This window comes from Novosphingobium sp. BL-S-33, assembly GCF_056857025.1.
Window position 1 is genome coordinate 739,132 of the sequence record NZ_CM166474.1, and the last position, 13,369, is coordinate 752,500.

Annotated in this window: 12 protein-coding genes; 7 read left to right on the forward strand and 5 right to left on the reverse strand. The window is 65.7% G+C overall.

Annotated elements, in window-relative coordinates; translation table 11 throughout:
* Positions 1 to 10: 10 nt before the first annotated feature.
* The 3 genes from dxs to AC1VVM_RS03370 are packed head-to-tail and all read left to right on the forward strand — an operon-like array spanning position 11 to position 4,043.
* Positions 11 to 1,933, forward strand: a complete 1,923-nt coding sequence (dxs, locus tag AC1VVM_RS03360) for a 1-deoxy-D-xylulose-5-phosphate synthase (RefSeq protein WP_482955842.1) — start codon at positions 11 to 13, stop codon at positions 1,931 to 1,933.
* Positions 1,930 to 3,252, forward strand: coding sequence for an MFS transporter (locus tag AC1VVM_RS03365; protein WP_482905144.1), 1,323 nt, complete (start codon positions 1,930 to 1,932; stop codon positions 3,250 to 3,252). The genes dxs and AC1VVM_RS03365 overlap by 4 nt, the downstream gene beginning before the upstream one ends.
* Entirely contained in the window at positions 3,249 to 4,043 is a 795-nt protein-coding gene (locus tag AC1VVM_RS03370; protein WP_482955843.1) for an alpha/beta hydrolase, read from the forward strand. Before AC1VVM_RS03365 ends, AC1VVM_RS03370 begins: the two co-directional genes overlap by 4 nt.
* Here the strand turns inward: AC1VVM_RS03370 and AC1VVM_RS03375 are convergent.
* The 4 genes from AC1VVM_RS03375 to AC1VVM_RS03390 all read right to left on the reverse strand — a co-directional run bounded on the left by AC1VVM_RS03375 (position 4,040) and on the right by AC1VVM_RS03390 (position 8,389).
* Positions 4,040 to 4,738 (reverse strand): phosphotransferase-like protein, encoded by a 699-nt coding sequence (locus AC1VVM_RS03375; RefSeq protein WP_482902769.1) that lies wholly within the window; start codon positions 4,736 to 4,738, stop codon positions 4,040 to 4,042. The two genes, AC1VVM_RS03370 and AC1VVM_RS03375, sit on opposite strands and share 4 nt — an antisense overlap.
* Positions 4,735 to 5,691: a hypothetical protein gene (locus AC1VVM_RS03380; RefSeq protein WP_482902770.1), complete on the reverse strand. Its 957-nt coding sequence runs from the start codon at positions 5,689 to 5,691 to the stop codon at positions 4,735 to 4,737. The genes AC1VVM_RS03375 and AC1VVM_RS03380 overlap by 4 nt, the downstream gene beginning before the upstream one ends.
* 84 nt (positions 5,692 to 5,775) lie before the next feature.
* Entirely contained in the window at positions 5,776 to 6,993 is a 1,218-nt protein-coding gene (locus AC1VVM_RS03385) for a M20 metallopeptidase family protein (RefSeq protein WP_482902771.1), read from the reverse strand.
* 19 nt (positions 6,994 to 7,012) lie between these two features.
* Positions 7,013 to 8,389 carry a lipopolysaccharide biosynthesis protein gene (locus tag AC1VVM_RS03390; RefSeq protein ID WP_482955844.1) on the reverse strand — a complete coding sequence of 459 codons (1,377 nt, stop codon included), beginning with the start codon at positions 8,387 to 8,389 and terminating at the stop codon, positions 7,013 to 7,015.
* A 185-nt stretch (positions 8,390 to 8,574) separates the two neighbouring features.
* On the opposite strand from AC1VVM_RS03390, the gene AC1VVM_RS03395 reads away from it, so the two are divergent.
* Both AC1VVM_RS03395 and AC1VVM_RS03400 read left to right on the forward strand, forming a co-directional pair.
* On the forward strand, positions 8,575 to 9,333 hold the full coding sequence (locus tag AC1VVM_RS03395; protein ID WP_482955845.1) for a phosphocholine cytidylyltransferase family protein: 759 nt from the start codon (positions 8,575 to 8,577) through the stop codon (positions 9,331 to 9,333).
* Between the two features lie 215 nt (positions 9,334 to 9,548).
* Positions 9,549 to 9,821: a histidine kinase gene (locus AC1VVM_RS03400; protein ID WP_482902774.1), complete on the forward strand. Its 273-nt coding sequence runs from the start codon at positions 9,549 to 9,551 to the stop codon at positions 9,819 to 9,821.
* A gap of 6 nt (positions 9,822 to 9,827) precedes the next feature.
* Here the strand turns inward: AC1VVM_RS03400 and hemN are convergent, their stop codons facing one another.
* Positions 9,828 to 11,141, reverse strand: coding sequence for an oxygen-independent coproporphyrinogen III oxidase (gene hemN, locus AC1VVM_RS03405; protein WP_482905145.1), 1,314 nt, complete (start codon positions 11,139 to 11,141; stop codon positions 9,828 to 9,830).
* Positions 11,142 to 11,340: 199 nt separating this feature from the next.
* Here hemN and AC1VVM_RS03410 point away from each other — a divergent pair, with 199 nt between their 5' ends.
* Together AC1VVM_RS03410 and AC1VVM_RS03415 are read left to right on the forward strand one after the other, a co-directional pair.
* Entirely contained in the window at positions 11,341 to 12,039 is a 699-nt protein-coding gene (locus AC1VVM_RS03410; RefSeq protein WP_482902775.1) for an OmpW/AlkL family protein, read from the forward strand.
* Positions 12,040 to 12,139: 100 nt separating this feature from the next.
* The gene (locus tag AC1VVM_RS03415; protein ID WP_482905801.1) at positions 12,140 to 13,306 is read left to right on the forward strand and encodes an IS110 family RNA-guided transposase; all 1,167 of its coding nucleotides are present in this window, start codon (positions 12,140 to 12,142) and stop codon (positions 13,304 to 13,306) included.
* The last annotated feature ends 63 nt before the right edge of the window (positions 13,307 to 13,369 follow it).

Below are 13,369 nucleotides of genomic sequence, written 5' to 3' on the forward strand. Positions count from 1 at the left end.
AACCAAGACCATGACAGCCAATCCGGCAACTCCGCTTCTCGATACCGTCGATACGCCTGACGACCTGCGCAAGCTCAAGCCCGCGCAGCTGCGCCAGTTGGCCGACGAGCTTCGCGCCGAAATGATTTCCGCCGTCGGCCAGACGGGCGGTCATCTCGGCTCCGGCCTTGGCGTGGTCGAACTGACCGTGGCCATCCACTACGTGTTCGACACGCCGGTGGACCGTCTGATCTGGGACGTGGGCCACCAGGCCTATCCGCACAAGATCCTGACCGGCCGCCGCGACCGCATCCGCACGCTGCGCCAGGGTGGCGGCCTTTCGGGCTTCACCAAGCGTTCGGAAAGCGAATACGATCCGTTCGGCACCGCGCACAGCTCCACCTCGATCTCGGCCGCGCTCGGCTTTGCCGTCGCCAACAAGATTCAGGGCAGGCCCGGCCGCGGCATCGCCGTGATCGGCGACGGCGCGATGAGCGCGGGCATGGCCTATGAGGCGATGAACAACGCCGAACAAGCCGGCAATCGTCTGGTCGTGATCCTGAACGACAACGACATGTCGATCGCGCCGCCGGTGGGCGGGCTCTCGGCCTATCTCGCGCGCCTCGTCTCCTCGGGCCGGTTCCTTGGCCTGCGCGAACTGGCGCGCAAGTTCGCCCGCCGTTTGCCGCGCCCGCTGCATCTGGCCGCGAAGAAGACCGATGAATTCGCCCGCGGCATGGCCATGGGCGGCACCCTGTTCGAAGAACTGGGCTTCTATTACGTGGGCCCGATCGACGGCCACGATCTCGACGCGCTGATTCCGGTTCTGGAAAACGTGCGCGACGCGGGCGAAGGCCCGATCCTCGTCCATGTCGTCACGCAGAAGGGCAAGGGCTACGCCCCGGCCGAGGAAGCGGCCGACAAGTATCACGGCGTGCAGAAGTTCAACGTCGTCACCGGCGAACAGGCCAAGTCGCCCGCCGGTCCGCCCAGCTATACCGGCGTCTTCGCCAAGGCGCTGGTCGTCGAGGCCGAACGCGACCCGACGATCTGCGCGATCACCGCCGCCATGCCCTCGGGCACCGGGCTCGACAAGTTCGTGCAGCAGTTCCCGGACCGCAGCTTCGATGTCGGCATTGCCGAACAGCACGCGGTGACCTTCGCCGCCGGGCTGGCCGCCGAAGGCATGCGCCCGTTCTGCGCGATCTATTCGACGTTCCTGCAGCGCGCCTTCGACCAGGTGGTGCACGATGTCGCCATCCAGAACCTGCCGGTGCGCTTCGCGATCGACCGCGCCGGTCTGGTCGGTGCCGACGGCGCCACCCACGCAGGCTCGTTCGACATTACCTATCTGGCGACGCTGCCGAACATGGTGGTCATGGCCGCCGCCGACGAGGCGGAGCTGGTCCACATGACGCACACCGCGGCGCTCCACGATTCCGGCCCGATTGCCTTCCGCTATCCGCGCGGCAACGGCACCGGCGTGGCGCTGCCCGACGTTCCGCAGCAGCTGGTAATCGGCAAGGGCCGGATCGTGCGCGAAGGGTCCAAGGTTGCCCTGCTCTCGCTCGGCACCCGCCTTGGCGAGGCGCTCAAGGCTGCCGACCTGCTGGAGGCCAAGGGGCTTTCCGCCACGGTTGCCGACCTTCGCTTTGCCAAGCCGCTCGACACCGAACTCATCCGCAAGCTGATGCTCAGCCACGAAGTGGTCGTCACGGTGGAGGAAGGTTCCATCGGCGGTCTCGGCGCGCATGTGCTGACCATGGCGAGCGACGAAGGGCTGACCGATGCGGGCCTGAAGATCCGCACCATGCGCCTGCCCGACATTTTCCAGGATCAGGACAAGCCCGAGGCGCAGTATGACGAAGCGGGCCTCAATGCCCCGCAGATCGTCGATACCGTGCTGAAGGCGCTGCGGCACAACAGTGCCGGCGTGAACGAAGCGCGCGCCTGACGGTGGATGCCGTCGCTGCGGACTCCCCGGTAAAGCCGGGCAGCATCAGCGACGCGGTGCGGTTGCGCGCGATCCTTGCCGGATCGGCGGGCAACCTCATCGAATGGTACGATTTTTACATTTACGCCTTCACCGCGCTCTACTTCTCTCCCGCCTTCTTCCCGAAGAGCGACCAGCTGGTTCAGCTGATGGCGACCAGCGCGATCTTCGCTGTCGGTTTCCTGCTGCGCCCCATCGGCGGCTGGTACTTCGGCCGCTATGCCGACCGCCACGGGCGGCAGAGCGCGATGGTGCTCTCGGTCATGATGATGGGCGGCGGCGCGCTGCTGATCGCGGTACTGCCGACATTCGCGCAAGTGGGCATCATCGCGCCGCTGCTGCTGCTGATCGGCCGCATGGTGCAAGGTTTTTCCACCGGCGGACAATACGGCACGGCCGCCACATACCTCAGCGAGATCGCCGGACGGCGGCGGCGCGGCTTCTGGTCCTCGTTCCAATACGTCACCTTGGTCGGCGGGCAGCTCTGCGCGACGCTGGTGATCGTGCTTCTCCAGCAAGTGCTGACCGAGGCCGAATTTGCCGCATGGGGCTGGCGCGTGGGCTTCCTGATCGGCGCGGCGGGAGCGCTCGGCATCGTGCTGTTCCGCCATCACATGCACGAGACCTCCAGCGCCGCGGACCGCGCCGGTGAGGCGGCGGGCAGCCTTACCGAACTGTTCCGCGTGGCGACACGCCCGTTCCTGATCGTCGTTGCGCTGACGGCGGGCGGCAGTCTCTCATTCTACGCATTCACGACCTACATGCAGAAGTACCTCGTGCTCACCGTGGGCCTGAGCAAGGAAGCGGCGACCATGCTGATGCTGGGCGAACTGGCGCTGTTCATGCTGCTTCAGCCGCTGATGGGGCTGCTGTCCGACCGGATCGGGCGCCGCAACAACATCATCCTGTTCGCCGCGCTGGCGACGGTATTCACCGTGCCGATCTTCACCGCGCTGGCCGGAGCCAGAGCAATCGGCCCCGCTTTTGCGCTAGTGCTGGCGGGGCTGGTCATCAACAGCCTCTACACCTCGATCAGCGGCCTGTTCAAAGCCGAGATGTTCCCGACCCATGTGCGCGCGCTGGGCGTTGGCCTTGCCTATGGCGTCGGCAATGCGCTGTTCGGCGGGACCGCCGAAAACGTCGCGCTGGCGTTCAAGGCGGCCGGGCACGAGAGCGGGTTCTACTGGTACGTCTCGGCGCTCTGCGCGGTCTCGCTGGTGGCGGCCTTGCTGCTCAAGGATACCCGCCGCGACAACGTGCTCGACCGGTTAGCCGTGTGAGACGGCTGCTGCTGACGGCGATCGTCGCCATCGGCGGCCTCTACCTCGCCGCCGTGCTGCTGCTGTTTCTGACCCAGCGCTCCATCGTCTATCCGGCCCACCCCCACGCCGCGCCTACCCCCTCCGGTTTCGAGCGAGTCACGCTCCACACCGATGACGGACTGGCGCTCACGGCGGCATGGCGCCCGGCGGCGCCCGGCAAGCGCACCGTGCTGTTCTTTCACGGCAATGGCGACAATCTGCCCGGCGCGGCCAAGGCCACGCAGCAGCTGGCCGACGCCGGATATGGCGTGCTGCTCGCCGATTATCGCGGCTATTCCGGCAATCCCGGCAAACCGACCGAGACCGGCCTGATCCGCGACGGAGAGGCAGCACGCGCGTTTCTGGAAGCGAAAGGCGTGACGGCCCCAAGCCTGATCCTGATGGGCGCCTCGCTGGGCACGGGCGTCGCCACGAGGCTGGCGCACGACCATGCGCCGGCAGCACTGGTTCTCGTCTCGCCCTTCACCAGCTTGCCCGATGTGGCCGCCAGGATGTTCCGATGGCTTCCTGTGCGCCTGCTGCTGCTCGACCGCTTCGAGAGTCTGGACGCCATGCCGGGCGTTGCGGCGCCGGTCCTCGTGCTGCATGCCCGCGACGACCGGTTGATCCCTTTCGTGCAGGGCGAAGCTCTGGCGAAAGCGGCGCGCGACGGCCACTTTGTGGCCTTCAACCGTTTCGGCCACCAACTCCAGTTCGCGCCCGAGGCGCAGGAGGCCATCGTCGCGTGGCTCAAAGAGCGGGGTTTCTAGGCCGCGCGTTGAGCTTCCCGGCGGCGCAATTCCTCGAACGCGGTGCCCGGCCCTTCGGCCAGTCGCGCCGCGATCGCGGCGCAGACCTCGTCCGGGGACTGGACCGAAGTGTCGATGACCAGATCGGACACCGTGTTCCGGTAGACTTCCTCGAAGAACCACGGCCGCAGGCGCGAGAGGCGGTCGACGATCTTGTTCACCGCATCCTCGCCCAGCAGATCGGTGGGCATGCGCTTGGTCATGGCCCGCTCGGCCACGCGGCGTTCGAGCACTTCGAACGGGGGCTTTAGAGTCACCAGCAGCACCGGCAGCCCCTCGGTCCGGCGGACGAGATCTTGCAGGACCGGCGGATCGCTCATCAACAGGTGGTCGAAGATCACGTTGGCACCCTGCCGGGAGGTCGCCGCCATCCATTCATGCATCGCGGAAAAGGCAGCCATCGCCTGCGGGGCGAAGCGCCAGCGCAGCGGGCCCTGCGGATCGGCGGGATCGATCGGCACCGCCTCGATCCCTTCGGCCGCGCGCGGTCCGTGGTGGCCGAACTGCGCGGGCAGTGTCTGGGCCATGAAATGGTCGATGCCGTAGAGCAACCAGTAGTCCTGCCGGCGCTTCTGGAACAGCTCGCAGGCGGTCGACTTGCCCGACCCCGAAGTGCCGTTGACGACGATGATCTGGCCGGGGGTGATAGCGCTCATGCCGGATCTCCCGGTGCGATTTCACCGCGCGCGATGGCGCGGAAGCGGGCGGCGGGGCAGAACTCCTGATTGTCTCCCCACAGTTCCACGCCGTCCCAGTCCCAGCGCGTCAGCGACCAGACGACGGTGTGGTCGGTATAGCCGGTGAAGATCAGGCCCGGGTCGATCTCGGCATGGGCGCGCAGGGTGCGGCCGAGCCCGTCGGTCGCCTCGAACAGCGTGCGCGCGGGGCCGTGTTCGCCCCATTCCAGCACTTCGCGGCGGCCCGAGACAAGGCTGGAGAGCCGGCCGTCCTTCCAGATGAATCCGCCAATGGAGCGGCCTTCGGTCCCCTCCCCCATGGCGATGGCGTGGAAGGCGCGGTCCTCGGCAATACCCCAGAAATAGCCGCCGCATGCCAGCGATTCGTAGTCGCGCTTGCCATAGGAGCAATCGCGCATGGAGAGGCAGTCGACCGCGAATTCCTCGCCACCGCAACGCAAGGTCCCGGTCATCCGGCCCGGCTGTTCGATATGGAATCCAGCCGTCGCGCTCTGGCCCGCATCGCCCGTCTTCAGCTGGTGGACGGGGCCGATCGCGGTCCAGGTGAGGTCGAGGAACAGGCCGTCCTTGTCATAGTCGAGCTTGTACTTCGCGAGTGGCTCGATCATCCGGCAGGACAGCGAGTTGCGCGCCGTCATGTCGAACTTGGCGGCTTCCGAAGGCGCGGCCTGCAAGTGCGCCCAGTCGTAGTGGAGGCAGTTCCACTGGAACCGGCCGCTCGGATCCCACAGCACCGGGCCGCCGTTGAGCATGCCCATGTTCGGCCGGAAATAGTACTGGATGAGGCCATGGATGTGCCGGGAAGGCACCGAGAGCGAAAACCACACGCTCTCGTTCCAGTAGGGGTTGCCGTCGCGCTGTGCGGCGAAGAAATCGGCGAATGCCAGATCGGTTTCCAGGTCCATGATCATGGTGGCTCTCCTTGCCGCCTAGGCAGCAAGGAGCCGGTGTCATGGCAATGACCGCAGCGGCAATGCCGCCTGCCCGAAGGTCTCCTAGTCGAAACCGCGTTGGAGCCAGCCCTGCGCAAGGCCGGCCAGGAAGGCCGATCCGCGCGGCAGCACCGATTCGTCGACCATCATCCGTGTCGAATGGATGCCGCAGCAATGGGCCCAGTCCGCCCCCTCTGGCGCCACGCCGAGGAAGAACATCGCGCCGGGCACTTTCTCCAGCACATAGGCGAAGTCTTCCGCGCCCATGATCGGGTCCGGCAGGCGGCGGAAAGCCTCCTGCCCGAACAGGTCCCGAGCCACGCCTTCCCCGAAAGCGACCGCGCGCGGATCGCAGACGGTTACCGGGAAGCCTTCAAGGATCGTCACTTCGCCGGTCAACCCGTGGGCCCCGGCGATTCCGGCGACCAGTCTCGGCAGTTCGTCCTTCAGGCGCGCGCGGTTCTCGGCCGAGAGCGTGCGCATCGTGCCGGTCAACTTTGCCGCATCGGGAATCACGTTGTGGGCGCTGCCCGCCTCGATCTTGGCGATGGTGACGACGACCGGGTCGAACACGCTGAAGCGCCGCGCGACCATGGTCTGGATGGCCATGACGATCTCGCAGGCGACCGGCACCGGATCGACCGTGTCATGCGGCATCGAGGCATGACCGCCGCGCCCGGTGACCGTAATGCGCAGTTCGTCCGCCGCCGCCATCAGCGGCCCAGCGCGACCGCCGATGACGCCGTGCGGGGCATTGGGCATGATGTGCAGCGCGAACGCGGCATCGGGCAGCGGCCGGTCGAAGCCTTCGCCCCCCAGCAGTCCGTCATCGAGCATGAAGCGGGCGCCGTGATGGCCCTCCTCGCCCGGCTGGAACATGAAGCGCACTTCGCCCTTCAGCCTGTCCGCCTGACCCGCCAGAATCTCCGCGGCGCCCGCGAGCATGGCGACATGGGTGTCGTGCCCGCAGGCATGCATGACACCGGGAATGGTCGAGGCGAAATCCAGCCCGGTCTCCTCGGGCATCGGCAGGGCATCGGTATCGCCGCGCAGCAATACGCAGCCACCGTCCCCGGCCCCGCCTTTCAAGGTTGCCATCAGCCCGGTGGTCGATGGCCCTTCGCGCCATTCCAGCGGCAGGTGGGCCAGCGCGGCGCGGATCTTGTCGCGCGTTTTCGGATTGTGCAGGCCGATCTCGGGCTCAGCGTGGACCGCGCGTCGCAAGGCGACAATGCGGTCGGAAAGGCGGGCGGCTTCGCGGGTCAGCAGGTCTGTGGACATGCCCCCATGATACCGACCGTCACTCGACTGTCGAGCCGGGTTCGTCCGGTTCCGGCTCGGCGTCGATCACCCGGATCGCGTCGCTCTCGATCAGCGACAGTGTGCGCCAGGCCATCGCCCCCATCGCCAGATAGGACACGGCGCCGGCCAGCGCGACTGCCCAGGCTGCGCCGCTGGGCCCCATCGGGATGAAATAGAACATGCCCACGGCCAGCGCGACCACCGAGATCAGGCGCGCCACCAGCGAATGCTGCGCGCGCCCGGTCGAGTGGAGCACCGGCTCGAACGCGACACTGGCAAGATCGAAGCAGGCCGCGACCGTGAGCGGCACGAGAATCGCCTCGCCGCTCTCGAACGCATCGCCGCCGATCAGGGCCAGCAGCTCCTTGCCCAGCAGGATCGCCACGGTGACCACGACGATGCCACCAACCCCTGCAATCTTGCTGGTCTGGAACGCCAGCTTGCGGAACTCGGCCGCCTGCGAGGTCACGCGCACGCGCGCCACTTCGGCATAGACCGAGCGCGTCAGCAGCGAGGACAGCTTGGTAAGCGCCTGCGAAAGCTGCGAGGCAAGGCGGTAGAGACCCGCCGCCTTGGTGCCGACCCAGGCGCCGACGACCAGCAGCGGGCCGTTCTTCACCGCCGCATCGAGCGTGGAGCCCACGTAGGTCACCATGAAGAAGCGGGTGACGCCGGGATTTTCGGCAATGGCCTGACGCCATTCGAAGAAGTGCTTCAAGCGCACCGCCGTTGGCGCAAGCCGGCGCGCCATGATCCAGTAGAGCGTCGCTTCGATAATATCGATGGCGGCCCAGGCGAACAGGAAGCGGCCCACCGACGGGCCGGTCAGCCAGATCGCCACCGCCGCGACAAGGCGGCCGATCGGCACCACGGCCTCGACATAGACCGCCATGTCGAACCGGTGCAGCGCGCGCACGATGCCGGTGGGAGCCGAAACCAGCGCCCAGAGCGAGGCGCAGCAATACCAGAACGCCACGTTCATGTACTGCGGATTGAGTTCCAGCTTATGGGCGAAACCATAGATCAAGACGGCGGCGATGCCGCAGCCCATGATCGCGCCCACTGCGTCCAGCACGCCGCAGAGCATGCCGAGACGGCCGAACTTGCTCCAGTCCTCGTTGTGCACGTGTTCGCTGCCATAGCGCACGACAACGCGCCAGGTCTGGAACCCGGCGATGGCGACAAGCGCCTGCGCGGTGCCGAAAATCAGCGAAAAGTGGCCGAAGTCCTTGAGCCCCAGCGTGCGCGTGAGGATCGCGAGATAGCCGATCCCGCAAACTGCGCCCACGCCCTTGCCGCCCAGCAGCCAGGCGGTGTTCTGGAGAATCCGGCCCAGCGGAGACTGGCTCTCTTGACGGTAGCGTTTGGGGGACATCAAATCTGCATGTGAACGAGGGGAGCACGAGTTGCAAGCCAGTCGCGAAATCGCGATTGCCGCAGCGTGAACGGCGCCGCATTTGCAGGCTCCGTTGCAGCCTCCTTATCGCGCCGCACCTTTTCCTTTTGCGCCGCAATCCCTAGATGCGAACCATCCCCCCCGCGAACATGAATGTGAAACCCATGATCGAACACGCCATTCTTCTCAGCGCCGGCCAGGGCTCACGCCTCCTTCCGCTCACGGCCGAGCGTCCCAAGTGCATGATCGACTTTTCCGGCCGGTCGCTGATCGAATGGCAGATCGAGATGCTGGCGCGCGGCGGCGTCAAACGGATCGACGTGGTCACCGGTTTCATGACCGACATGCTGGAAGAGCACCTCCAGTCGATCAAGGATCCCCGCGTCGACGTGACGGTGCGTTTCAACCCGTTCTTCAAGGTGGCGGACAATCTGGGCTCGTGCTGGATCGTGCGCGAAACGATGCGCGACGATTTCCTGATCCTCAACGGCGACACGCTGGTTTCGGAGGAGATCGTCCACAAGGTGCAGCAGGGCGCGACCGACAAGGACGGCAATCTCTGGCCGATCACCGTCACCGTCGACGTCAAGCAGGACGGCTATGACAGCGACGACATGAAAGTCGAGCGCACGGCCGATGGCCGTCTGGTCCACATCGGCAAGACGCTGAACGCCGTCCAGTCTAACGCCGAATCGATCGGCTTCCTGGCCTTCCGGGGCGAAGGCGCCGACTTGTTCCGCGAGACCGTGCGGCAGGCCATGCGCACGCCCGAAGGCGTGCAGCACTGGTACCTCAAAGTGATCGATTCGATCGCGCCCACCGGCAAAGTCGGCACCAATTCGATCGAGGGCCTGAACTGGGCCGAAGTCGATTTCCTCAACGACATCGAGATCGCCACCAAGCTGACCGATACCTGGGGCTGAGCACGGGTTTCGCCGGTCTTATAAAACAAAAAAGGGCGGTCCCGAGGGGCCGCCCTTTGAGTTGGGGGAGAAGCGGTTTCACCGACCGCGAGTGGAGCGGCGGTGAGAGACCGGCGGGGACGTCTTCGCAGAGAGGGGCGCGGTTGCCATTGATCCGGCTCAAAACCGGATAGCCGCGCTTAACTTTTCCCGATTCCGGCCGTTCTCCCGCCGATATGGACGCGCACCGCTTCAAGCCCACGCCTACCCCCCGCGAACGCCGCCGCGCGCACCTGGCCCATTTCGTGCTCACCGATGCGACGGGCAGGTCGATCGAGATCATGATCCGCGACATATCCTCGCACGGCCTCAGCGCCGCCGCCGTGGGCGAGCCGCCGGCGCTTAACGAAGCGGTGCGGGCAAGGCTGGACGATGGGCGCGAAGTCTGGGGACTCGTACGCTGGACCGAGGGGAAACTGTTCGGGTTGGAATTCGAGGCAGGAGGGTGAAAAGCGTCACACCGCCGAACTGAACCGCCGCAGAGAATCCTTGCGATAGGGATCGAAGCGCGCGGCAATCGAACGGGCATAGGGCAGGCCGCCCGGCGCGATGACGAGATCCTCGCCGTCCGCCTCGCACAGTCCGGCGGCGAAGTAGGGCTGGAGCAAGGGCCATCCCTCCTCCCGCAAGTCCGCGTCGATCGCGGCGCGGCTCCGGCACAGCAGGTCCTCGATCACTTTTCCGCGCCTGCGATCGTCGGCCGAGCGCACAATGCCGCGCCCGGCGGCGAGTTGTTCCTGCGCAAGCATCGCGCGGTAACGCCCGGTGTTCTTCTCGTTCTGCACGAGCAGCAAAGGAAAACGGCTGATCGCCGAAGCGCCCAGCCCGATCAGAACCGGCGCGTGGTCCTCGGTGAAGCCCTGAAAATTGCGACGCAGCCGCCCCGCCTCCGCCGCTTGCGCAAGGCTGTCCTCCGGTCTGGCGAAGTGGTCGAACCCGATCGGCGCATAGCCTTCCGCCACAAGGAACGCATGACCGAAAGCCGCCATGGCAAAGCGCGCCTCGGCATCGGGCAGCGCGGCGGCGTCGATTTTCCGCTGCCGCGCGATGAGGTGCGGCACGTGGGCATAACCGAACAGCGCGATGCGATCGGCCCCAAGTGCGACCGTCCGCGCCAGCGAATCGCGCAAGTCCTCCAGTGTCTGTTCGGGCAGGCCGTACATGAGGTCGAAGTTGAGCGAGGTCACGCCCGCGCGGCGCAGCCTTTCGGTGGTCTCTGCAATCATCCGCGTCGGCTGAACGCGGCCGATGGCCTTCTGCAACGCGGGCGAGAACGTCTGCACGCCAAGGCTGGCGCGGCTTATGCCGACCGAGGCAATCACCGCCGCCCAGTCGGCGCCGAACGTGCGCGGATCGAGCTCAATCGACATGATCGGGCTGGACGCGGCGAAATGGAGCGTCAGCCTGTCGACAAGCCGCACGAAGTCGACCGGTGAAATGCCGTTCGGGCTGCCGCCGCCGAAAGCAATCCGCGCGATCCGGGTGGTCGAAGGCACGCGCTCGGAAACCAGCACGATCTCGCGGCAGATTGCGTCGAGATAGCCCGCCACGCGATCGGTGCGGTTGGCGACGCTGGTGTTGCAACCGCAGTACCAACAGATCTTCTGGCAAAAGGGGATGTGGACATAGAGCGAAACCTCGCCCCGCGTCTCCTCCAGCGCGGTGACGAAGTCGGGCACGCCCACGTCTTCGCCGAACTCCGCCGCAGTGGGGAAGCTGGTGTAGCGCGGCACGGGGACCGCCAGAAGCTTGGGGTGATAGGTCCACATCGGCCAGAGGATCGCCCGAGATGGGCCGCGCGTCATTGCGCTCGATCAAGCGCGCTCGCGAGCCTCCAACATCCGATTTTCCGCGAAATTGCGCCGCATCAATTCAACCGCGCGCCAGATGATCCACAGCCAAGGCCGTCGCCGCTCAAGAGGGGGGATCGCACCGTGCGGCCCCGGCGGCGACGGAAAGACACAAGACATGCGCAGACTGACCCTGCTTGCGGCGCTCGCGGCCGCCACTGCAATCGCCACGCCGGCACTGGCCGGCAGACCCGACGGCGCGTGGCAGGTCAAGGTGCTCGGCACCGCCGTCCTTCCCGACGGCAAGATCGACAAGATCACCGCAATCGACACGAACACGACCCTCGGCGGCACGCTGGCGGCGCTCGATACCGTGGGCACTAAGGCCAATGACAATGTGGTGCCGACCGTCGCGGTGGAATACTTCTTCAACAAGACCTTCTCGGTCGAGACGATCTGCTGCCTCACCCAGCACCACGTCAGCGGCACGGACGATCTCGCCGGTGCCGGCCTTGTCGATCACGTGTTGATCCTGCCCGCCACGGTCACGCTGAAAGCCCACCTCGACACGGGCACGCCGATCAAGCCTTATGTCGGTGCCGGCCCCTCGATCTTCTTCGTGATCGACGAAAAGCCGGGCGACACGGCCAGAGCGCTCGGCGTCGACAAAGTCAGGATGTCGAATGCCTTGGGCTTCGCCCTGCAGGGCGGCGTGGACATCGCGCTGAACGATCGAGGGTTGGGCCTTTCGCTGGATGCCAAGAGGTACTGGGTCCGGCCGACCGCCTCGTTCTACGAAGACGGCACCCTTGCGCTCAAGACCCGGCACAATCTCGATCCCTGGGTATTGAGCGCTGGCGTCGCTTATCGCTTCTGAAGCGGTACATCCGCCTCAAACGCAAAAAGATCCCATGGGCGCGGGTTGGCGCTAGTTAAGGCACACTGACCTCCCCGCTTTATCGTCAAGGAGGCTCTCCATGTCCGGTTTATCCCATGCCGCCGTCAGCACTCAGTTAAATGCGATCTTTGTGTCATTGGAGCTGAGCCGTTCCACTTGGTTGGTGACGTCTCTGTTGCCGGGGCGCGGCGAGCGCATTTCGCGGCACCAGGTGAAGGGCGGTGATGTGCCTGTCCTCCTCGAGCGGTTCGCGCAGTTACAAGCCAAAGCGCGCGAGCGGACCGGCAAGCAGTACCCATTGGTCGTTATTCAGGAGGCTGGACTGGACGGCTTCTGGATACACCGTTGCCTCATGTGCGAAGGAATCGAGAGTTACGTCGTCGATGCAGCCTCGATCGCGGCTTCGCGACGGAGTCGGCGTGCGAAGACGGATAAGCTCGACGGTGAGGCCCTGGTCCGTACGTTGCTCGCCTATAAACGTGGAGAGCCGAGGGTCTGCGCGATGGTCGCAGTACCAAGCGTCGAAGACGAAGACCGCCGTCGCATCTGCCGGGAGCGACGCTCGCTGGTGATCGAGCGCATCCGGCACGTTAACCGAGTGAAAGGCCTGCTGTTCGCGCAAGGAGTGGGCGACTACGAGCCGCTGCGCACCAACCGGCGGGCTCGGTTGGAAGAGCTCACTACCGGCGACGGACGACCGTTGCCACGCCATCTCAAGAATGAGATCGAGCGCGAGCTAGACCGGTTGGAGTTGGTTCTGGGGCAGATCAAAGACGTTGAGCGGGAACGCGATGCGATGCTGGAACTAGACACGGCGATCGAAGAGGCTCCAGCGTCAGCGTCGGCCAGCGCTCGTCTGCTTCAATTGCGCGGTATCGGCCCGGAATTCGCTGGCGTGCTTCATGCCGAGGGGTTGTTCCGCAGCTTCAGTAATCGACGACAGGTCGCCAGCTATGCGGGACTGGCGCCATCGCCGTGGCAAAGTGGTGCGATGGACCGAGAGCAAGGGGTGTCCAAAGCGGGCAATAAACGGCTGCGCGTCACGATGATCCAAGTCGCATGGCTGTGGCTGCGACATCAACCAACATCAGAACTGACACTCTGGTATGAGGAGCGGGTGCGAACCAACGGCGGCCGCGTCCGCCGCGTGATGATAGTGGCTCTCGCGCGCAAGTTGCTGATCGCGCTGTGGCAATTCAATTCCGCTGGCGTCGTGCCAAAGGGCGCAATCCTCAAAGCAGCCTGACTGGGTACTCATAGAAGATTTCCTGCGGGGCGACACCCGCCGGATCCAGGTAGACGGACCGTC

Bases quoted from the DNA above. Each gene is read 5' to 3' on its own strand.
- dxs (WP_482955842.1), top strand. From the start codon at position 11: ATGACAGCCAATCCGGCAACTCCGCTTCTCGATACCGTCGATACGCCT.
- AC1VVM_RS03375 (WP_482902769.1), bottom strand. From the start codon at position 4,738: ATGAGCGCTATCACCCCCGGCCAGATCATCGTCGTCAACGGCACTTCG.
- AC1VVM_RS03380 (WP_482902770.1), bottom strand. From the start codon at position 5,691: ATGATCATGGACCTGGAAACCGATCTGGCATTCGCCGATTTCTTCGCC.
- AC1VVM_RS03385 (WP_482902771.1), bottom strand. From the start codon at position 6,993: ATGTCCACAGACCTGCTGACCCGCGAAGCCGCCCGCCTTTCCGACCGC.
- AC1VVM_RS03390 (WP_482955844.1), bottom strand. From the start codon at position 8,389: ATGTCCCCCAAACGCTACCGTCAAGAGAGCCAGTCTCCGCTGGGCCGG.
- AC1VVM_RS03395 (WP_482955845.1), top strand. From the start codon at position 8,575: ATGATCGAACACGCCATTCTTCTCAGCGCCGGCCAGGGCTCACGCCTC.
- AC1VVM_RS03400 (WP_482902774.1), top strand. From the start codon at position 9,549: ATGGACGCGCACCGCTTCAAGCCCACGCCTACCCCCCGCGAACGCCGC.
- hemN (WP_482905145.1), bottom strand. From the start codon at position 11,141: ATGTGGACCTATCACCCCAAGCTTCTGGCGGTCCCCGTGCCGCGCTAC.
- AC1VVM_RS03410 (WP_482902775.1), top strand. From the start codon at position 11,341: ATGCGCAGACTGACCCTGCTTGCGGCGCTCGCGGCCGCCACTGCAATC.
- AC1VVM_RS03415 (WP_482905801.1), top strand. From the start codon at position 12,140: ATGTCCGGTTTATCCCATGCCGCCGTCAGCACTCAGTTAAATGCGATC.